General features: G+C 63.5%; 18 protein-coding genes. 15 read left to right on the forward strand and 3 right to left on the reverse strand.

Annotation, left to right across the window (positions count from 1 at the left end; translation table 11 throughout):
• The first annotated feature begins 249 nt into the window (after window positions 1–249).
• The 10 genes from LPA36_RS15270 (at window position 250) to astE (ending at window position 10,975) form a co-directional block, all read left to right on the forward strand.
• A complete protein-coding gene (locus LPA36_RS15270) occupies window positions 250–939 on the forward strand; it encodes an ABC transporter permease (protein WP_228878003.1) in 690 nt (229 codons plus the stop codon).
• Window positions 940–946: 7 nt separating this feature from the next.
• Window positions 947–1,660 (forward strand): ABC transporter permease, encoded by a 714-nt coding sequence (locus LPA36_RS15275; RefSeq protein WP_228878007.1) that lies wholly within the window; start codon window positions 947–949, stop codon window positions 1,658–1,660.
• A 100-nt stretch (window positions 1,661–1,760) separates the two neighbouring features.
• On the forward strand, window positions 1,761–2,552 hold the full coding sequence (locus LPA36_RS15280) for an ABC transporter ATP-binding protein (RefSeq protein ID WP_228878009.1): 792 nt from the start codon (window positions 1,761–1,763) through the stop codon (window positions 2,550–2,552).
• Window positions 2,553–2,581: 29 nt separating this feature from the next.
• Window positions 2,582–3,643: a GlxA family transcriptional regulator gene (locus LPA36_RS15285; RefSeq protein WP_228878012.1), complete on the forward strand. Its 1,062-nt coding sequence runs from the start codon at window positions 2,582–2,584 to the stop codon at window positions 3,641–3,643.
• A 124-nt stretch (window positions 3,644–3,767) separates the two neighbouring features.
• Entirely contained in the window at window positions 3,768–5,009 is a 1,242-nt protein-coding gene (locus LPA36_RS15290; protein ID WP_228878015.1) for an aspartate aminotransferase family protein, read from the forward strand.
• A 33-nt stretch (window positions 5,010–5,042) separates the two neighbouring features.
• The gene (gene aruF, locus LPA36_RS15295; RefSeq protein WP_228878843.1) at window positions 5,043–6,098 is read left to right on the forward strand and encodes an arginine/ornithine succinyltransferase subunit alpha; all 1,056 of its coding nucleotides are present in this window, start codon (window positions 5,043–5,045) and stop codon (window positions 6,096–6,098) included.
• A complete protein-coding gene (astA, locus tag LPA36_RS15300) occupies window positions 6,095–7,126 on the forward strand; it encodes an arginine N-succinyltransferase (protein ID WP_228878018.1) in 1,032 nt (343 codons plus the stop codon). The genes aruF and astA overlap by 4 nt, the downstream gene beginning before the upstream one ends.
• Before the next feature lie 2 nt (window positions 7,127–7,128).
• Window positions 7,129–8,592, forward strand: coding sequence for a succinylglutamate-semialdehyde dehydrogenase (gene astD / locus LPA36_RS15305; RefSeq protein ID WP_228878021.1), 1,464 nt, complete (start codon window positions 7,129–7,131; stop codon window positions 8,590–8,592).
• A gap of 9 nt (window positions 8,593–8,601) precedes the next feature.
• Window positions 8,602–9,942 carry an N-succinylarginine dihydrolase gene (gene astB, locus LPA36_RS15310; RefSeq protein WP_228878023.1) on the forward strand — a complete coding sequence of 447 codons (1,341 nt, stop codon included), beginning with the start codon at window positions 8,602–8,604 and terminating at the stop codon, window positions 9,940–9,942.
• Entirely contained in the window at window positions 9,926–10,975 is a 1,050-nt protein-coding gene (astE, locus tag LPA36_RS15315; RefSeq protein WP_228878026.1) for a succinylglutamate desuccinylase, read from the forward strand. Before astB ends, astE begins: the two co-directional genes overlap by 17 nt.
• A 49-nt stretch (window positions 10,976–11,024) precedes the next feature.
• On the opposite strand, the gene gstA is transcribed toward astE, so the two are convergent.
• Window positions 11,025–11,633, reverse strand: a complete 609-nt coding sequence (gstA, locus tag LPA36_RS15320; RefSeq protein WP_228878029.1) for a glutathione transferase GstA — start codon at window positions 11,631–11,633, stop codon at window positions 11,025–11,027.
• A gap of 291 nt (window positions 11,634–11,924) precedes the next feature.
• On the opposite strand from gstA, the gene LPA36_RS15325 reads away from it, so the two are divergent.
• Window positions 11,925–12,719, forward strand: a complete 795-nt coding sequence (locus LPA36_RS15325; RefSeq protein ID WP_228878033.1) for an ABC transporter substrate-binding protein — start codon at window positions 11,925–11,927, stop codon at window positions 12,717–12,719.
• A gap of 258 nt (window positions 12,720–12,977) precedes the next feature.
• Window positions 12,978–14,366, forward strand: coding sequence for an EAL and HDOD domain-containing protein (locus LPA36_RS15330; protein WP_407674290.1), 1,389 nt, complete (start codon window positions 12,978–12,980; stop codon window positions 14,364–14,366).
• A gap of 128 nt (window positions 14,367–14,494) precedes the next feature.
• Here LPA36_RS15330 and LPA36_RS15335 read toward each other — a convergent pair whose 3' ends face one another.
• On the reverse strand, window positions 14,495–15,949 hold the full coding sequence (locus LPA36_RS15335; RefSeq protein WP_228878035.1) for an HDOD domain-containing protein: 1,455 nt from the start codon (window positions 15,947–15,949) through the stop codon (window positions 14,495–14,497).
• Between the two features lie 85 nt (window positions 15,950–16,034).
• Entirely contained in the window at window positions 16,035–17,867 is a 1,833-nt protein-coding gene (locus LPA36_RS15340; RefSeq protein WP_228878037.1) for a putative bifunctional diguanylate cyclase/phosphodiesterase, read from the reverse strand.
• A gap of 301 nt (window positions 17,868–18,168) precedes the next feature.
• Between LPA36_RS15340 and LPA36_RS15345 the strand changes: the two genes are divergently transcribed.
• The 3 genes from LPA36_RS15345 to LPA36_RS15355 all read left to right on the forward strand — a co-directional run bounded on the left by LPA36_RS15345 (window position 18,169) and on the right by LPA36_RS15355 (window position 20,721).
• Window positions 18,169–19,497 (forward strand): EAL and HDOD domain-containing protein, encoded by a 1,329-nt coding sequence (locus tag LPA36_RS15345; RefSeq protein WP_228878038.1) that lies wholly within the window; start codon window positions 18,169–18,171, stop codon window positions 19,495–19,497.
• Between the two features lie 78 nt (window positions 19,498–19,575).
• Window positions 19,576–20,136 (forward strand): peroxiredoxin, encoded by a 561-nt coding sequence (locus LPA36_RS15350; protein WP_228878039.1) that lies wholly within the window; start codon window positions 19,576–19,578, stop codon window positions 20,134–20,136.
• A 114-nt stretch (window positions 20,137–20,250) separates the two neighbouring features.
• A complete protein-coding gene (locus LPA36_RS15355) occupies window positions 20,251–20,721 on the forward strand; it encodes a hypothetical protein (protein WP_228878041.1) in 471 nt (156 codons plus the stop codon).
• Window positions 20,722–20,794: the final 73 nt, after the last annotated feature.

Here is a 20,794-nt window from a genome sequence, read left to right on the forward strand (position 1 = left end):
CGAAACTTGCCAAAAACACGCAAGGCAAGCCTTGCATGCAATTCCCTTACAGCACGATCCGGCCCGCCAGAGCGGGCCTCGAACGTTCCAGCGGGGCGCGATCGTCATTTGGTGCGATGCAGCAATAACGACGCGGGCCTTTGAGAAATTTTTTTTCGCCTGCGAGTATCCGCGCCATGCACTCAGGCCGATCCAACGCTGTACGCGTTCGGACCGCAGCCTCAAGACAATACTTCGATGGAGACACCCGTGGTCCTATACGGCTTTGGTCCGTTGCTTCTCGCCGGCACCATGCAGACGATCGAGCTGTCGGTGTTGTCGCTCGCGGCATCCGTGCTGCTTGGTCTTGCAGGCGCGGCAGCGAAACTCTCGTTTAACCGCCCGCTGCGCGCGATCGCCACCGGCTATACGACGCTGATCCGCTCGGTCCCGGATCTCGTGCTGATGCTGCTGCTCTTCTACAGCATCCAGATCGCGGTCAACAATCTCACCGACGCGCTTGGCCTGCAGCAGTTTGACATCGATCCATTCGTTGCCGGCGTGCTGACGCTCGGCTTCATTTACGGCGCGTATTTCACCGAGACGTTTCGCGGTGCGTTTCTCGCCGTGCCGCGCGGCCAGCTCGAAGCGGGCAGTGCGTACGGCATGAGCGGCGTGCGCGTGTTCACACGCATCCTGTTTCCGCAGATGATGCGCTTCGCACTGCCGGGCATCGGCAACAACTGGCAGGTGCTCGTGAAGGCGACCGCGCTCGTCTCGATCATCGGACTCGCCGATGTCGTGAAAGCGGCGCAGGACGCGGGCAAAAGCACATTCAACATGTTCTTCTTCATCGCCGTTGCGGCGCTGATCTATCTCGCGATCACGACGGTGTCGAACTTCGCGCTCGTGTGGCTCACGCGGCGCTATTCAATCGGCGTACGCCACGCGGACCTTTGAGGCACCCATGACCGAAATTCTCACTGAATACTGGCGCGCGTTTCTGTTCTGGGACGGCCATCGCATGTCGGGGCTCGCTGTCACGCTGTGGCTGCTGGTCGTCTCGATCGGCTTTGGCTTCGTGATGGCGATTCCGCTCGCCGTTGCGCGCGTGTCGAAGAAGCGCTGGCTGTCGATGCCGGTGCGTTTCTATACATACGTGTTTCGCGGCACGCCGCTTTACGTGCAGTTGCTGCTGATCTACACCGGCATCTACAGCCTCGAATTCGTGCGCGCGCATTCGCTGCTCGACGCGTTCTTTCGCAGTGGTTTTTACTGCGCGATCCTCGCGTTTGCGCTGAACACCTGTGCCTACACGACGGAGATTTTCGCGGGCGCGATCCGTTCGACGCCGCATGGCGAAGTCGAAGCGGCACGCGCCTACGGCATGAGCGGCTTTACGATGTACCGCCGCATTGTGATACCGTCCGCGCTGCGCCGTGCGCTGCCGTTGTACAGTAACGAAGTGATCCTGATGCTGCATGCCACCACCGTCGCATTTACCGCGACGGTGCCGGACATCCTCAAGGTCGCGCGAGATGTGAATTCGGCAACTTACCGCTCGTTCGAGGCGTTCGGCATCGCCGCGCTGATCTACTGTGCGGTATCGTTTGCGCTGGTCGCCGGGTTCCGCCGGGCCGAGCGTCGCTGGCTTGCCTACCTGGCCGTGCGCACGCACTAGGCGTCTTCTGCCGGATCTGGTCCGGCGGCGCGCTGGATGCCGCTGGTCACTGTGTTGGACCCTCTCGCAGAACAGCCTGCGTATTTACTGGGAGAGCATCTTGCTCCATACAAGCCAAACCGAAGCCTGCAAGCTTGCCGTGCAGGACATTCACAAGCGCTACGGCGACAACGAAGTGCTGAAAGGCGTGTCGCTGAACGCGAACAAGGGCGACGTCATCAGCATCATCGGCGCGAGCGGTTCGGGCAAGAGCACGTTTCTGCGCTGCATCAATTTTCTGGAGCGGCCGAATGCCGGCCAGATCGTCGTCGACGGCGAAGCCGTGCGCACGAAGGCCGACAGCCACGGCAATCTCGAAGTCGCCGACCACAAGCAGCTGCAACGCATCCGCACGAAGCTCGCAATGGTGTTCCAGCATTTCAACCTGTGGGCGCACATGAACGTGCTGGAGAACGTCGTCGAGGCGCCGATCCATGTGCTCGGACTGTCGCGGCGCGAAGCGGAAGAGCGCGCACGCGTGTATCTGGAGAAGGTCGGTCTCGCGCCGCGACTGGAAAAGCAGTACCCGTCGCATCTTTCCGGCGGCCAGCAGCAGCGCGTCGCGATTGCACGCGCGCTTGCGATGGACCCGGACGTGATGCTGTTCGACGAACCGACCTCCGCGCTCGATCCCGAACTCGTCGGCGAAGTGCTGAAGGTGATGCAGAAGCTCGCCGACGAAGGCCGCACGATGATCGTCGTCACGCACGAAATGGGTTTCGCGCGCAACGTGTCGAACCACGTGATGTTCCTGCATCAGGGGCGCACGGAAGAAGAGGGCCTGCCGGCCGAAGTGCTGACCACGCCGCGCAGCGAACGCCTGAAGCAGTTCCTGTCGGGCAGCCTCAAGTAATGCCTGCGGCTCAGGCAGCGTAAAACCCAATGCCTCGCACGTCCAGCCCGACACGTACGACCCAGGTCGCGATCGTTGCATTGCCGCCTGTGTCGATGTCGGGTGTCGGACCGATTGTCGACGCACTCACGCTTGCCAACGAAATCGACGGCCGCGCGCTGTATCGCTGGCAGGTATGTTCGTGGGACGGCCGGCCCGTGCCGCTTTCGGGCGGCGCGCAGTGGCCCGCGGATGCCGCCTTCGGCGACGCCGTGTCGTGCGACTGGCTGATCGTCGTGAGCGAGCGCTTTCAGCAGTTCGCCGACTACCGGCTCTTTCTCGCGAGCCTTTCACGCGTTGGACAGCGCACGCCGCTCGTCACCGGCATTCATCACGGCGTATGGTGGCTTGCGATGGCGGGCCAGCTTTCCGGTTATCGCGTGAGCGTGAACTGGGAAACCTATCAGCAGTTCACCGAGCAGTTCGAACGCTCGATCGTCACCCAGCAGATTTTCGAAATCGATCGCGACCGCGCAACCTGTGCAGGCGGTCAGGCAACGGTCGACTTCATGCTGGCGATGATCGGCCGCGAACACGGCCCGGAACTGGCCGACCGTATCGCCGATACGCTCGGCGTGGGCGTGCTGCGCGCGGGCGAGGAACGGCAGCGTATTCCGTTCGTGACCGCGCCCGGTGAGCGCCATCCGCGCCTGAACGACGCGCTGCTGCTGATGGAAGCGAACATCGAAGACCCGCTCACCACCGACGAGATCGCGGGTCTGGTCGGCGTATCGCGGCGTCAGCTCGAGCGCCTGTTTCGCCAGTATCTGGCGGCGATGCCTTCGCGCTATTACCTCGGGCTGCGGCTTTCGAAGGCGCGCACGCAACTCCAGCGCACCAGCAAATCGGTGGTGCAGATCAGTCTCGCGTGCGGATTTTCGTCGGCGGCGCACTTTTCCAACGCGTATCGCGAACATTTCGGCGTCACACCGCGCGAGGATCGTCGCAATTACATCGAAAAACAGCACGGCGGTGCAGCGGCGGACGGCCGCGCGGTAACCGCCGGCGAACCGCGTCCGGCCGCGCTGATCGAGCCGCCCGACACGGATTGACGACGTCCGGACGGCCTGCTGGCCGCCGCCGGGGCATCGGTTTCGATAGAAACGCGTCGCGTATGAGCAAGACGGCTCGCGAGCGTTTTCCTACACTAGTGACATTACTGAACGAGGATTTGCCATGAACGACCTGACTGTGACGCGCCAGACCTTCGACGAAGTGATGGTGCCGCTGTTCTCGCCCGCCGCGTTCGTGCCGGTGCGCGGCGAAGGTTCGCGCGTATGGGACACGCAGGGCCGCGACTACATCGACTTCGCGGGCGGCATCGCCGTCACGGCGCTCGGCCATTCGCACCCGGAACTGTTGAAGGTTCTGCAGGAGCAGGGCAGCCAGCTCTGGCATATCGGTAACGGTTACACGAATGAGCCGGTGCTGCGCCTCGCGAAACGCCTCGAAGCCCTGACGTTCGCCGATCGCGCGTTCTTCGCGAACTCGGGCGCCGAAGCGAACGAAGCGGCGCTGAAACTCGCGCGCCGCGTTGCGTTCGACCGTTTTGGTGCGGACAAGTACGAAATCGTGTCGTTCACGCAGTCGTTTCATGGCCGCACGTTCTTCACGGTGAGCGTCGGCGGCCAGCCGAAGTATTCGGAAGGTTTCGGCCCGATTCCGCAAGGCATCATTCATCTGCCGTACAACGACACCGAGGCCGCGCTGAAGGCGATCGGTGCGAAGACATGCGCGGTGATCGTCGAGCCGATCCAGGGCGAAGGCGGTGTGATCCCGGCTGATCCGGCGTTCCTGAAGGCGCTGCGCGAAGCGTGTGACCAGCACGGCGCACTGCTGATTTTTGACGAGGTACAAACGGGTGTCGGCCGCAGCGGCCATTTCTACGCGTATCAGGACACGGGCGTGACGCCGGACATCCTGACCACGGCCAAGGCGCTCGGCAACGGCTTCCCGATCGGCGCGATGCTGACGACGACCGCGATCGCCGCGCATTTCAAGGTTGGCGTGCACGGCACGACGTACGGCGGCAATCCGCTCGCCGCCGCAATTGCCGAAAAAGTGGTCGAGCTGGTCAGCTCGCCTGCGGTGCTCGAAGGCGTACGTACACGCAGCGAACTGCTGAAGGCGAAGCTCGCGAAGATCAACGAGCGCTTTGGCATCTTCAAGGACGTGCGCGGCAAGGGCCTCCTGATCGGCGCCGAGTTGACGGACGCCTTCAAGGGCCGCGCGAAAGACTTCGTCACCGCCGCCGCGAATCATGGCGCGATGATGCTGATGGCCGGCCCGGACGTGCTGCGTTTTGCGCCATCGCTCCTGATGCCGCTCGACGACCTGAACGAAGGTCTCGCGCGCGTCGAGAAGGCGATCGAAGCGGTTACCGCTGCGAAGGCCACGACGGCCGAAGCTGCACGCTGATCCACTGCATCGCATTCAACTACTGGAACGATGATGCTCTTCGTACGCCCCAGCCGTCTCGCCGATCTCGATGCGCTCGAACACATGGCGCGCACGGCCCAACCGGTGCTGCATTCGTTGCCGCACGACCGGCGGGCGCTGGAAGCGCGCGTCGCGTTGTCGGAAGACTCGTTTCGCGCGGAAGTCGATTTCCCCGGCGAAGAGTTCTACCTGTTCGTGCTCGAAGATGCCGCGACCGGAAAGCTGCTCGGCACGGCGAGCATCGTCGCGGCAGCGGGTTATTCGGAACCGTTCTACGCGTTTCGCAATGACGCGCTCATCCACGCATCGCGCGAGCTGCACGTGAGCCGCAAGATTCACGCGCTCACGATGTCGCACGAACTGACGGGCAAGAGCCGTCTCGCGGGTTTCTATATCGATCCGTCGCTGCGTGGCGATGCGGCTGCGCATCTGATGTCGCGCTCGCGCATGATGTATATCGCGGCGAACCGCAAACGCTTTACGCCGGAAGTGTTCTCGCTGCTGCTCGGCGTCACCGACGATGCAGGCGTGTCGCCGTTCTGGGAAGCGGTAGGTCGCAAGTTCTTCGGCCGCAATTTCGCCGATATCGAAATCGAGTCGGGCGGCCGCAGCCGCACGTTCATCGCCGAAGTCATGCCGAGTTATCCGGTGTATGTGCCGTTGCTGCCGGAAGCCGCGCAGCGCGTGCTGGGCGAACCGGACGAAAAGGCCTTGCTCGCGTACGACATCCATCAGGAAGAAGGCTTCGAAACCGATCGTTTCGTCGATATTTTCGACGCGGGCCCCGTGCTCACCGCGCAGATCGATCGCGCCGCGTGCGTGGCGCGCAACGAAAACCGTGTGGTGCACGAAGCGGCTTCGGCCGCCCAGGGGCCGACGTATCTGGTGGCAAGCAACCGGGCAGGCGATTTCCGCTGTGTACTGGCGGATCTGTCCACCGACAGGGCAGCCGGCGCCGCGTTGCCAGCAGCGGTACGCGATGCACTCGGCGTACAGGACGGCGAGACGGTGCGCTGCGTGCCGCTCCACCAGGCCGCACAGAACGAACACTCGGGAGAAGCACAATGATCGTCGTTCGCGTCGTGCAGACGGGCGATGTGGATGCGCTGGTCGCGCTCGCTCACGAGACGGGTCCAGGTCTCACCACGTTCAAGCCGGACCGTGACGCACTCGCCGCGCGCGTCGAGCGCGCGCGCCGTACGATGGAAGGGCAGGCCGCGCCGCACGAGGAAGGTTACTTCTTCGTGATGGAAGATACGGCGACGGGTGACGTGGCCGGCGTCTGCGGCATCGAAACCGCGGTCGGTCTCGAGCAGCCGTTCTACAACTATCGCGTGAGCACGGTTGTGCACGCGAGCCAGGACCTCGGCATCTGGACGAAGATGCGTGCGCTCAACATCTCGCACGATCTGACGGGCTACGCGGAAGTGTGTTCGCTCTTTCTCAGCCCGCGTTACCGGACGAGCGGCGTCGGCGGTCTGCTGTCACGCTCGCGTTTCATGTTTATCGCGCAGTTTCCCGAACGCTTTCCGCAACGGATCTGCGCCGAACTGCGCGGGCATTTCGATGCGAACGGCTCGTCGCCGTTCTGGCGCGCGGTGGGCTCGCATTTCTACCAGATCGATTTCAACGCGGCGGATTACCTCAGTTCGCACGGGCGCAAGTCGTTCCTTGCCGAACTGATGCCGCGTTATCCGGTGTATGTCGATCTGCTGCCGCAAGAGGCTCAGGAATGCGTCGGCCTCACGCATAACGACACGATTCCCGCGCGCCGCATGCTCGAATCGGAAGGGCTGCGCTACGAGAATCACGTCGATATTTTCGACGCAGGCCCGGTGCTCGAATGCCATATCGCCGACCTGCGCACGGTGCGCGAAAGTGTGGTCGTGCCGGTTGAGATCGGCGCGCCGCTCGCGCATCACGACGGGCAACGTGCGCTCGTGTCGAATACTTCGCTGACCGATTTCCGCGTGGGCGTGGCGCCCGGTGCGCCGGAGGCGGGCGTGTTCCGTCTCACGGCCGAAGATGCCGCCGCGCTCGACGTGCGCACCGGCGACACCGTGCGCGTGATGCCGCTGAAATCAAAACAAGGATGATCATGAACGAGCTCTTCATCGACGGCGAATGGGCCGCCGGAACCGGTCACGTTTTCGCGTCGCGCAATCCGGGCACCGACCAGGTCGTATGGGAAGGCCGCAGCGCCTCCGCCGACGACGTCGACCGCGCTGTGCGCAGCGCCCGCAACGCGTTTGCGCCGTGGGCCTCGCTCGAATTCGACGCGCGCATCGCGGTTGCACGCCGCTTCGCAGCGCTTCTGACCGAGCGTAAGGAAGCGATCGCCGAAGCGATTGGCCGCGAGACCGGCAAGCCGCTCTGGGAAGCGCGGACGGAAGTCGCATCGATGGCCGCGAAGGTCGAGATCTCGATCCAGTCGTACAACGAACGCACCGGCGAGAAACGCGCGCCGATGGCCGATGGCGTCGCGGTATTGCGGCATCGCCCGCATGGCGTGGTGGCCGTGTTCGGGCCATACAATTTTCCGGGTCACCTGCCGAACGGGCACATCGTGCCGGCGCTGATCGCGGGCAACGCGGTGGTGTTCAAGCCGTCGGAACTCGCACCCGGCGTCGCGCAGGCAACCGTCGAAGTGTGGCGCGAAGCGGGCCTGCCGGCAGGCGTGCTGAATCTCGTGCAGGGCGAGAAGGAAACCGGCATTGCGCTCGCGAATCACCGGCAGATCGACGGTCTCTTCTTCACCGGCAGCTCGGATACCGGCACGCTGCTGCACAAGCAGTTTGGCGGTCGGCCTGAGATCGTGCTCGCGCTCGAAATGGGCGGCAACAACCCGCTTGTGATCGCGCCCGTCGGCGATATCGACGCCGCCGTGCATCACACGATTCAATCCGCGTTCCTGTCGGCCGGTCAGCGTTGCACGTGCGCGCGTCGCATTTTCGTGCCGAACGACGCGTTCGGCGACCGTTATATCGAGCGCCTTGTGGATGTGACTTCGCGCATCGCAGTAGGCGAATACAACGCGAATCCGCAGCCGTTCATGGGCGCGGTGATCTCGGCGCGCGCCGCATCGCGCCTCGTCGCGGCACAGGAAAGATTGCTCGCCGACGGCGCGAAATCGTTGCTGGCGATGGCGCAGCGCGATCCGAAACTCGGCTTCGTCACGCCGGCCATTCTCGATGTGACAGGCGTGCAGGATCTGCCCGACGAAGAACACTTCGGCCCGCTTGCGCAGATCGTGCGCTATGGCAATTTCGACGAAGCGATCGAGCGCGCGAACGACACCGAATTCGGTCTTTCCGCGGGCCTCCTCGCGGACGACGAGACGCTGTGGACGCATTTCCAGCGCCGCATTCGCGCCGGCATCGTGAACTGGAACCGGCCAACCAATGGGGCTTCGTCGGGCGCGCCTTTCGGCGGCACGGGGCGCTCGGGCAACAACCGGCCGAGCGCGTACTACGCAGCCGATTACTGCGCGTATCCGATGGCTTCCGTCGAAAGCGCCCAACTGCAGATGCCCGCGAGCGTGTCGCCGGGCCTTCAATTTTAAGGAACGACGATGTTCGCCTCTGAAGCCAATTTCGACGGACTCGTCGGCCCGACGCACAACTACGCAGGGCTGTCGTTCGGCAACGTCGCGTCGCAGAACAACGAGAAATCGGTTGCGAATCCGAAGGCCGCCGCAAAGCAGGGCCTGCGCAAGATGAAGCAGCTGGCCGATCTCGGTTTCAATCAGGGCGTGCTGCCGCCGCAGGAGCGGCCGTCGATGCGCCTCTTGCGTGAACTCGGGTTTTCGGGCGACGACGCCACGGTGATTGCACGCGTCGCGAAGGACGCGCCCGAGTTGCTGGCGGCCGCCAGTTCCGCATCGGCGATGTGGACGGCGAACGCGGCGACCGTGAGCCCTTCGGCCGATACACACGACGGCCGCGTGCATTTCACACCGGCCAATCTGTGCAGCAAGCTGCATCGCGCGATCGAACATGAGTCGACCCGCCGCACGTTGCGCGCGATTTTCGCCGACGATGCGCGCTTTGCGGTGCACGAGGCGTTGCCCGGCACACCCGCGCTCGGCGACGAAGGCGCGGCGAACCATACGCGCTTTTGCGCGGAATATGGCACACGTGGCGTCGAATTCTTCGTCTACGGCCGCAGCGAATATCGCCGCGGACCGGAGCCGAAGCGCTTTCCGGCCCGCCAGACGTTCGAGGCGAGCCGCGCGGTGGCGCATCGTCACGGGCTCGTCGAAGGCGGCACCGTGTACGCGCAGCAGAATCCCGACGTGATCGACGCGGGCGTATTCCATAACGACGTGATCGCCGTCGGCAACCGCAACACGCTGTTCTGTCATGAACTGGCGTTCGTCGACCAGTCTTCCGTCTACGAAGAGCTGTCGAAGAAGCTAGAGAAACTCAGCGCGACGTTTGGTGTGATCGAGGTGCCGGATGCACAGGTGAGCGTGTCGGACGCCGTGTCGTCGTATCTGTTCAACAGCCAGTTGCTGACGCGTCCCGATGGCCGTCAGGTGCTGGTCGTGCCGCAGGAATGCCGCGAAAACGCGCGTGTCGCCGCGTATCTCGACGGCCTTACCGAAAAGCACGGCCCGATCGACGAAGTGCTGGTGTTCGATCTGCGTGAAAGCATGAAGAACGGCGGTGGCCCGGCGTGCCTGCGTCTGCGTGTCGTGCTGAACGACGCGGAGCGTGCGGCCGTGGCACCGGGCGTGTGGATCAACGACACGTTGTTCGGCAACCTCGACGCGTGGATCGAAAAGCACTATCGCGATCGTCTCGCCCCGGCCGATCTGACCGATCCGTCGCTGCTCGTCGAGTCGCGCACGGCACTCGATGAACTGACGCAGATTCTCGGCCTCGGCTCGCTTTATGACTTCCAGCGCTGAGCCGGACGTGAACGCGTTGCTCGACGATTTTCTCGCGTACACGCTGGCGGGTACGCGTCCTGCCGGTTCGCAGGCGAAGGGCGCGACGGCCAATGGCGTGCGCTACACGTGGCTCGACGACGGCGTGCTGTTGCTCGAACCGGCGGTGCTGAACAACGCGACACGCAGTGTGCTCGCTTCTGCGGGCATACATGGCGATGAAACCGCGCCGATCGAACTGCTCTCCACGCTCGTGCGCGCTATCGCTTCGGGAAACGCCTCGCTCGCATGTCGTCTGCTCGTGATTCTGGGCAACGTCGATGCGATGCGCGACGCGTGCCGCTATCGCGATGACGACCTGAACCGCCTCTTTAGCGGACGTCACGCCCAGGTGCCGCAGAGTCACGAAGCGCCGCGCGCGGCTGCACTCGAAGAAGCCGCACAACGCTTTTTCGCCGATGCGCCGGATGCGCCCGAAGCGCGCTGGCACGTCGACATGCATACAGCAATTCGCGCGTCCGTGTTCGAGCAGTTCGCGCTGCTGCCGCATACCGGCGCGCCGCTTTCGCGCGTGATGTTCGAATGGCTGCGCGATGCACGCATCGCTGCTGTCCTGCTGCACACGACTAAAGGCAGCACGTATTCGCATTTCACCGCCGATGCGTGCGGCGCGCTTGCCTGCACGCTCGAACTCGGCAAGGTGCGCCCGTTCGGGCAGAACGATCTCACGCGGTTTGCGGGCGCGGATCGCGCGTTGCGTCACCTCGTGGCGGGCGAATCTGGCGATAAAGCGGCACCGCTGCCGCGCGTGTTCACGGTGATTGACCAGATCACGAAGCAGAGCGACGCGTTCGAACTGCTCGTCGCTGCCGATGTGCCCAATTTCACGCCCTTCGTGAAAGACACACTGCTCGCGCGTGACGGCGACTATCGCTATATCGTGCGTCACGACGAAGAGCGCATCGTGTTTCCGAATCCGACCGTCAAGCCGGGTCTGCGCGCGGGCCTGCTTGTCATCGATACGACGGACAGCACGCTCGCCGCACTGGCCTGAATCTGCCGACCGCACGGCCCGCTGACGCGCAGCCGTGCGCGCCGCAACGTCAGACCTTGAGTCCCTCCGCTGCCATTGCCTCGCGTACTTTGGGCCGTGCCGCGACGCGCGCCATATACGCCTTCAACTGCGGGAACGCCGACAGATCGATCGCCAGCATGCGGCTCCAGTTGACGATTGTGAACGCGTACGCATCGGCGACGGTGAATGAGTCCGTCAGATATTCGCGGCCCGTCAACGCGCGTTCAAGTTCCCCAAAGCGCGCTGCGAGCTTCGTGCGGCATGCCTGTTTCGTCGATTCCGCCGTATCCGGATGCCATAGCCAGGGGCTAAACGTCTTGTGCAATTCGGTACTGACAAACGTGAGCCATTCGAGCACGGCAAGCCGTTCCAGCGAACCCGAAGGCGGAATCAGCGCGCGCTGCGGATCGAGATCGGCGACATACTGAAGCAGGGCCGCGACTTCGGTATGGCGTGAGGTGTCGTCGAGTTCAAGCAGCGGCACATAGCCGCGCGGCGAGATCGCATAGTAGTCTTCGCCTGCGCCCAGCGTGTGATTCTGCAGGTTGACCTTGATGCCCTGAAAATCGACACCCGCTTCGCGCAGCGCGATGTGGACCGCGAGCGAGCACGCGCCCGGAGAAAAATAGAGTTTCATCGAAAGCCGCCGAAGAAAAGTTCAAGTCAGGAATGCACGCTCTCACATTTCTTGCCTGGTTGCGACACCTGATTGCGTGTTCGCTTGCACGCCCGCTGCGTAGCGGATGCGTCGCGAGCGCCAGGCGCCGCGCCCGATCCCCGTCGCGCGGACCCTGTACAATCCCGCCCTCGCGACTGTTGCGCCGCACCACGGCAGTCGCCCCGATTTGAACCACGCTGCGGGCGCTGCGATCATGCACGCCCCGATCCGGTTCCCCGTTTTACCTCGTTACCAGCAAGGACTCCCCTGATGAACACAACCTGGCGTTACATGGCCGCGAGCGTGCTTTTCGCGTCGGCCGCAATGGCAGCGGGCCATGCATCCGCAACCGACATCAAGGAAATCCGCTTCGGCGTCGAAGCGTCATATGCACCGTTTGAATCGAAAACGCCCGCGGGCGCGCTGCAAGGCTTCGATATCGATGTCGGCAATGCCGTCTGCGCGAAGCTGAAGGCGAAATGCGTGTGGGTCGAGAATTCCTTCGACGGCCTGATTCCTGCGTTGCAGGCGCGCAAGTTCAGCGCGATCAATTCCGACATGACGATCACCGACCAGCGCCGTCAGGCTGTCGATTTCACCGATCCGATCTACACGATCCCGAACCAGATGATCGCGAAGAAGGGCAGTGGCCTGCTGCCGGTGCCGGCATCGCTGAAGGGCAAACATGTGGGCGTGCTGCAGGGCACGATTCAGGAGACGTACGCAAAGGCCCGCTGGGCGCCGGCGGGTGTCGACGTCGTGCCGTACCAGACGCAGGACCAGATCTATGAGGATCTGGCCTCCGGTCGCCTCGACGCTGCGTTCCAGGACGCGGAAGCGGCCTCGAAGGGCTTTCTGAAGCGCCCGCAAGGCGCGGGCTTTGAATTCGCGGGCCCGGCGGTCAGCGACGAAAAGCTGCTTGGCGCGGGCGTCGGTTTCGGCGTGCGCAAGAACGACGCAGCCCTCAAGGAGGCGCTAAACCAGGCGTTAAAGGAATTGAAAGCTGACGGCACCATTGACCGGTTCGCCGCGAAGTATTTCGATGTGAAAGTCGTGCTGAAGTAAGGCAGGCGCTGTGCCGCGCCCAGCGCGGATTTTACGGCGGCCGCGCGGACGTTGCAGGCAGGGAACCGGCCATTTCGATGGCCGGTTTTTTTTCGGAAAACCGCGCTGCGCGGGTATCTGACGAGGCCCGCGTGCGCTAGAATCTGCGGAGCCGCACGGCCGTGGCGCAGTTGCGCGAACGCTGCATCGATCCACGACAAACAGACCAGAATCAGCCAGGTAGAACGGAGCGTCCAGACGCTCTGCAGGGGACGGGGAATGATCACCAACGCAGTCGAAGATCCGCATCAGCGAGTGGGCGCCGCAGGGCAGGCAGTGGCAGTGCAGGACGAAGTCTATGTTGCGCGCCAGCCCTTGCTGGACCGTGAAGGCATGCTGTGCGGCTTCGAACTCAAGGCGCACATCCCGGTTGTGCCGGACCCCGATCCCGCGAACTTTACCGATAGCGAAGCCGACGTTGCCGCGTTGAAGCAGGCCGTCAAGGACGCGCAGGCAGCACGCGTAGCCGTGGCGAAACGTGCAATCCAGGCAAGCGCGCATCCGGATGCAGGCGGCGCGCTCGCAGGTCACATGGCGTACGTCGATGCAAGCCGTGAAATGCTGTTCGACGAAACGTTGCGCCTTTTGCCGCCCGCGCGCTTCATGCTCGAACTGGCGCCAGATCTCGTTGCCGACGACATGCTGGTGAGCCGTGTTCTCGCGCTGCATGGCAAACGTTATCGTTTCGTGCTCGACAACGTCACGCAACCCAATGAGACCTTTGCCAAACTGCTGCCGTACGCAGAAGTGGTCAAGATCGATTTTCGCCGCACGCAGCCCGCGTTGCTGCCGAAGCTCGCGAAGGTGCTGAAGGCTGCGGGCAAGATTCTGATTGCGAAGGGCCTCGATACGCAGGCCGATTTTCAGACGGCGCACGATCTCGGCTTCGACCGCTTTCAGGGCTATTTCTTTGCACGCCCGCAGGCGCAGGGCATGCGGCGCGCCGGCGCGCCGCGTCATGCGCTTCTGAACCTGCTGCAACTGCTCGCGTCCGACCCGACCGTCGCGCAACTCGAAGCGGAACTGAAACTCAACCCCGTGCTCGTGATGCACCTGATGCGGCTCGCGAATTCGAGCAGTCTCGGTCTCGGTCACAAGGTCACGTCGCTGCGCGAAGCGATCAACGCGACGGGCACGAACCGTATTGCCCGCTGGACCCAACTGCTGCTTTACGCAGACGGCCGCAAGGTGTCGCTCGAAGACGATCCGCTGCTGCAACTCGCGGCTACACGCGCGCGCTTCATGGAACTCGCCATCGAGCGTCTGCCTGAAGCCGGCCGCGATGAAGCCGATGCGGCGTTTCTCACGGGCGTGTTTTCGTTTGTGGATGCAGTGTTCGGCGAGCCGCTCGACAACACGCTCGACATGCTGATGCTGACACGTCCGATCCGCGCCGCGATTCTGCGCCGCGAAGGGGCGCTGGGTATGCTGCTGTCGGCCATCGACGCGCTGGAGCGCGGTGCGTGGAGCGATCTCGAAGCGGCGAGCGCACAGCTCGGACCGTTGACGCCAGGTGATCTGGCGAGCCTGGGTCTGGTGGCGGCCGCGTGGGCGGGTGTTGCGGATAGCAGCGCCGAAGCCGCGGGGCTGGAGCGGATCGAGGACTAGGCTTTAAAGCAGGGAAGCGAGCGGACGCTGCTCGCAGCATTCAATCATGCGCGGGGCGCGAGCGCTTAAGCGGTTAGCAGGTGAGTCCGTCACCCGTCGGCACAAAACCCGCGGAGCGCGGGCCTTGCCTAAAACACCTCCATCTCACGCTTCGGCTTCTCGGCAAAGAACCGTCCCAGTTCACGCGCAAGGCCGTTCAACGCCGCCATCTCTTTCTGCGTGATCTTGCGCGGTTCCTGCGAATGCGACCAGTCGCCGTACATGAGCGCGACCGTCGACTGACTCTCTTCCAGCACAACTGGCAGGATCACGAATGAACGCGCGTCGTCGAACGCGCGACGGAACCATTCCGGCAGACGCGCCATGATCTTGGGGTCGCGCGCATTCTCGATGAAAATGCCGACCGAGTTCGCGATCGCCAGATGAAACACGTCGGGTTCGAACGTCGCGGTGAAGCCGAGCGTCGGCAGCATCGCATCCATCTTCGGACCCAGGCCGAGGCTCGCCTTGAACGAGCCCGCGCCATGCTTCACGAACACAACGGTACGCGTGAAATTGAGCCCTGCCAGCACGGTCTCCGATGCCATCGCGAGCACCGGGCCGATCGGATTATCGGAGGGTAGCGCGCGCAGGTCTTCGACGCCGGCCGCGATACGCGCTTCCGGATCGAGCGCTTCGCGTGCGATCGCATCGGCGTTCGCGCGCAGCTCGACGATTTCGCGCATCACGCCGTCGTCGGACTCTTCGCCTGCGAGCGCAATGCTCATCTCGACGAGCGTTTCCGGGTCGGTGCCCAGCATGCGACCGTAGCGGTTCGCAAGCTCAGCGATACGCGCTTCGCGCACCGAGTCGGAAATGTTCGGCGTTGTCAGGACATGCGAGACTTCGGTCGAATAGTTGGTGATGGCGCGCAGCCACTCCACCTGGCGCGACGGGTTGTCCGGCGTTTCGTATGTCGTCATGCCGGCGCGGATCGTCTCGGGCAGACGCCAGCGCGTCGCCGCTTCAAGACCGATTTCGTCGAACGTGACGCCGAGTTCGTTATTGCACGCCTGGTTTTCCTCGATGCCGGCATCGATCTCGCGGCGGATCTTGTCCCACTCGGCGTCGAGGTAGAAGACGACCAGCAGCTTGCCCACCTGACGCATCAGCGTGCAGACAACGGCCTCTTCGCCGGCACGCAGGTCGCCGCGTTCGGTGAGCTTGCGCGCGACGCAGCCCGAGAGCATCGTGCGGTTCAGTTCGAGCTTCGCGTCGATGCGGCGCGGCACGCTGTGATGAAAGTGATCGACGAGTTTGAGGCCGACGATCAGATGACCGACGGCGTCCATGCCGAGCACCATCAACGCGCGCGTGACGGTTGTGATATTGCCGCCGAACGCCATGTACATCGCCGAATTGGCGAGCCGCAGCACTTTTTGCGTCAGTGCAAAATCCGACAGCACGACCTGCACGAGCGCGGAAAAATCGAGGTCGTCATTGGTCATTGCCGCCATGGTGGTGCGCAGCGCCTGCGAGAGCATCGGAAAGTCACCGCGCTCGTTCATTCGCGACCACAGCCTGTCTAGCAGCGCAGCCTTCATGTAAGTCCCGCCAAAGCCATACCTGTTCCAGTGTTCAGCATGCCGGTGCGTATCGGAGATCCGGGCCCCGGGAAGATCAAATGCATCAGGACACCGCGCCGTGCAGACGCAGCGAGCGCGACTCGAAGCGCTGCGCCAGTTCGTCCGACGGCAGCGCCTTGCATACGAGCCAGCCCTGAATGTGATCGCAGCCCATCTCGGTCAGAAGGGCGCGTTGTGCTTCGGTCTCGACGCCTTCGGCGACGAGTTCGAGATCGAGTGTCTGAGCCAGTCCGACAACCGCGCTAACGATTGCCTGATCGTTTCGCGAGGTTAGCAGATTCTCCACGAAACTACGGTCGATCTTGAGCTTCGCAAGCGGGAAGCGTTGCAGATAGGCAAGGCTCGAATAGCCAGTGCCGAAATCGTCGACGGCAAAGCGGATGCCGATCGCCGTCATCTCTTCGAGCAGCGCCTTCGCATGCACCGGATCGTGCATCAGCAGGCTTTCCGTGATTTCGAACACGAGACGGTGCGGATCGATGCCGGTCAGCGTGATCGCCTCGCGCACGCTGTCGGTAAAGCGCGGATCGCGGAACTGCTGCGGCGACACGTTCACGGCGACGTATTGCAGCGAAATGCCTTGAGCGTCCCACTGGATCAGCTGCATGCACGCGATCTTCAACACCCAGTTGCCCAGATAGTTGATGAGACCGACCGATTCCGCGAGCGGGATGAACATCGAAGGCGGCACGAGTCCGTGCACCGGATGCAGCCAGCGGATCAGCGCCTCGACACCGACGACGCCATGCGTCTGGCTGCTCGTGATCGGCTGGAAGTGCAGCGAAAACTCGCCGTTGCGCACGCCGTCATACAGGTCCGACTCGAGCTTGAGGCGCTCGGCGTCGGCGGGGTTGTTGTCGGGGATATAGAACGCGAGCGTGTTGCCGCCGGACGTCTTGGCCTGCATCAGCGCGTGATCGGCGCAGCGCAGCAGCTGGCTGTCGCCGGCGGGCGTGTCCTTTAGATGTCGTGCGTCAGGGTAGAGCGCAATGCCAATGCTCGCCGACAGATGCACCTGCTGGCCGTTGAACGAATACGGCCGCTGGACGGCGGTCAAAAGACGCCGCGCGAGCGCTTCGGCGGCCAGCGCGGCGTTCTGGTGCGTCGAGATCAGCGGCATGAGGATCGCGAACTCGTCGCTCGCGACGCGCGCGAGAATCTCGCCGCCATTCATCATGTTCTGCAGGCGGCGGGCGGTGTCGCGCAGCATTTCGTCGCCGGCGTCATAGCCGAGTGCCCGGTTCACGCGCTGGTAGTCGTCGATGTCGAGCAGGAGGAGCGCGGCGCTGGAGCCGTGCGTGTCGGCCTGCTTCTGGGCGTCCAGCAGCGCGGGCGTCAGCGCGGACTGGTTAGCGAGGCCGGTCAGGCGGTCGTGGTGCAGCGCGTGATTGAGGCGGTCTTCCGCCGCACGCCAGGCCGAAACGTCGAAGCCCGCGATCGCGTAGCCATCGACGCCGTCGTGGGTGTTGCGAACCACGCGCAGCTCGACCGCGACCGGGTAGGTCAGTGATTTCACCAGGTCGAGCGTGGCTTTTTCGATGGAATTGCTTGCGCGGGCGCTGGCGAGCAGGGCGTCGAGCTTCGCGACGTCCGCGGGCGCCACCAGATCGTGCAGGGTGATCGTCTGCAGGTATTCCCGGTGATAGCCGATAAAGCGCAGGCTCGCGTCGGAGACGTACAGAAACTTGAGGCTCGCGTCGACATGGGCGAGGAAATCCACGGCGCCCACGGCCGCGAGGGTATCGCCGCCAAACGGCCGGCTGCCCCGGGCAGCGGCGTGGGCGTGGCTGTTCGCGCGCCGGCCAAGCGTACGTAACCGGTCGATGACCGTGCGCAGAGGGCCCCGGCGGGGCGCGGTGACGCTGTTCGCTTCCATGTTTGTCGCTGGCAACCCGTGTTCTCACATGCTGGCGGACGACCGGTTCCGCCGTTTCCGGTGGCGTGGCTCAGAGACACGAGCCCGCGCATCAGAACGAGATAACGACCCTCATACGAAAATCTTTAGCGGCGACTGCAAAAAAGCAACGATTACCGGAAGCGCTTCCATGGGAGCTGTAATTAATTCCGGTTTCAGTTACAGTGGCGCGCATGTCGTCGATGCGCCAAAGCTCCAGGAGAAGCGCAGGCACGGGGGTCGTGCGCGCTGTGATTAAATAGAAATCCACCTGCCAACAGACATGTCTGAACCGACCGAGACCGGATCAATTTACCCGTGTGCCCATAGCGACGCCGACCTGCCGTCGCCCGATGGCGCGGCCGCGGCGTGTCAGTTTGCGTTCCTTGGCCGTCAGCCGATTCTTGACCGCACAGGCGCGCTTTCCGCGTATGAGTTGCTGTTCCGCTCCGGCGAACAGAACTTCGCGGAGGTCAGCAGCGACGACGAGGCCACCGCGCACGTGGTGGCCCGCACGATCGGCGGGCTCGGTGTGCCGGCCGTGCTGGGCGAGCATCGTGGCTATGTGAACATCGGCCGGGATCTGCTTTTCGACGACATCATTCACGTCATGTCGCCCGAGCGTTTCGTCCTCGAAATCCTCGAGACCGTCACGTTCGACACGCCGGTCCTGAAGCGCCTCACCCAGTTGCGCCGCGCGGGCTTCCAGATTGCGCTCGACGATGTGGTCGAACTCTCGGACGGCCTGATCGAGATCCTGCCGCATGCGGATATCGTCAAGATCGACTTTTTGCAGACCGACCGGGCCAGGCTGCCCGAACTCGTCTCGACGATCCGGAAATTCGGCAAGACGATGGTCGCGGAGAAGGTCGAGACGCATGCAGACTTCGCGCTGGCATGCGAACTGGGCTTCGATCTGTTCCAGGGTTACTTCTTTGCACGGCCTCAGGTGCTGGCGGCACCGCGCCCGCGTTCGTCGCGCGAAGCCCTGCTGCGGCTCCTTGCGCTGCTGTCCCGCGAGCCCGACATCAATGAAATCGAAGAAGAACTGAAGCGCAATCCGAGCGTCGTCGTGCAGTTGCTGCGGCTCGCGAATTCCAGCGCGTTCGGGCTTGGCCGCGAAATCTCGTCGCTGCGGCATGCCATCACCGCTACCGGCACGCGGCAGATCGCGCGCTGGACCCAATTGCTGCTGTACGCGGACGGACGCGAACTGCCGTGGCGGTCCGACCCGCTCGTGCAACTCGCGGGCACGCGTTCGCGCTTCATGGAACTGACCGGCAACTGGCTGCATCCTGCGGATGACCGGTTCGCCGATGCCGCGTTCATGACCGGCATCTTTTCGCTCGTGCACGTGGTGGTCGATTCGACGCCGGAGAGCACGCTCGACCGGCTGGGCCTCGCGCCGCAGATCCGCGATGCCATCGTCAACTACACCGGGCCGCTCGGCACGCTGCTGCGCATCACCGAGGCGATCGAGCAGGGCCTCGACGTGGACGCGATCGCACGCGAAACACTGTTTCCGGAATTCGCCGGCCTCACGCCTGATGTTCTCGCTGAATTGAGCCTCTCTGCAGCATCGTGGACAGGCGGGCATACTGACGAGGAGTAACGCCGCTTTGCGGGTGCGTACGATCAGGTACGGTGCGTGCCCGCAGGCGCCTGTCAGTCGCCAGAAAGGAAACTCACGATGAAACGATATTCAGGGCTGTGGATCGCCGCCTGCGTGTGCGCCACGCTTTCTCTCCATGCGCTCAGTGCCAGCGCGACGCTGAAGCCAGGTGACGCCGCGCCTGACTTCACGACGCAGGCTTCGCTCGGCGGCAAGACGTACACGTATGCACTTGCCGACGCGCTGAAGAAAGGCCCCGTTGTGCTGTACTTCTATCCGGCCGCCTTCACGAAGGGCTGCACGATCGAAGCGCACGAGTTCGCGGACGCAGTCGACGAGTACAAAAAATATGGTGCGACGGTGATCGGCGTTTCGCACGACAACATCGAAACGCTGACGAAGTTTTCGGTGAGCGAGTGCCGCAGCAAATTCCCCGTGGCCGCCGACGAGAACAGCAAGATCATCAACGCCTACGATGCCGGGCTGCCGATGCATGCATCGATGGCGAACCGCGTGTCGTATGTGATCGCGCCCGACGGCAAGGTGATCTACGAATACACGAGCCTCTCGCCAGACCAGCACGTCGCGAACACGCTGAAGGCGGTGCAGGAGTGGGCCGCCACGCACAAACAGCCCTGAACGTAGCGCTCAGGTCGCACGCGGCGGGTTATTCCGCCGCTTTGCTTTTGTGCCCGCAATACGCGCGGTGGTCGCGTCTGCCCACTGCGCGAAGTCACATCGAGGTGATGCCGAATGCCGATTGTGGTCGTTCTGTTTGCGTTGATCGCGCTGGTGTATGGCGCGGTGCAGGCGTTCCATTTTCTGTCGCGGCAGTTTGGCTTCGGTGTGGCGACCGGCGTGGCTGTGGTTGTCGTCATCGCATTGCTGCTGGCGATCGCGTGGTGGTGGCGGCGTCGCCGCGAAGTAGCCGCCAACGTGCGCGACGGCGACTGGACGCATGAGCTGAAAGGCGAGTGGGGTGAGGTCAAGCTGGCTGCCGCGAAACGTTTCATGACCGTACGCACGGGCGACGCCGTCGGCGAGTTTATTTTCGCTGATCTCGTCGCGGCGGAAGCTGTGCCGGGAGCGGGCGGCTGGCAGGTCGCGCTGACAGTACGCAACGCAAGGCAGCCCGTCTGGCACCTGCCGATGCAAAGCGAGCGGCAAGCAAGACAATGGGCGAGGATTTTTGCGCTCGCGGCCGCGCAGAGGCTTCCTGTCTGAAAAGACAGCCAAACCCCGTTGTAATCTCTGAATCGCGTCGATCGCTGATCTGATACGATTTTGTCGCGCCGAA

The organism is Paraburkholderia saeva (assembly GCF_907164555.1).
Lineage (GTDB): Bacteria > Pseudomonadota > Gammaproteobacteria > Burkholderiales > Burkholderiaceae > Paraburkholderia > Paraburkholderia saeva.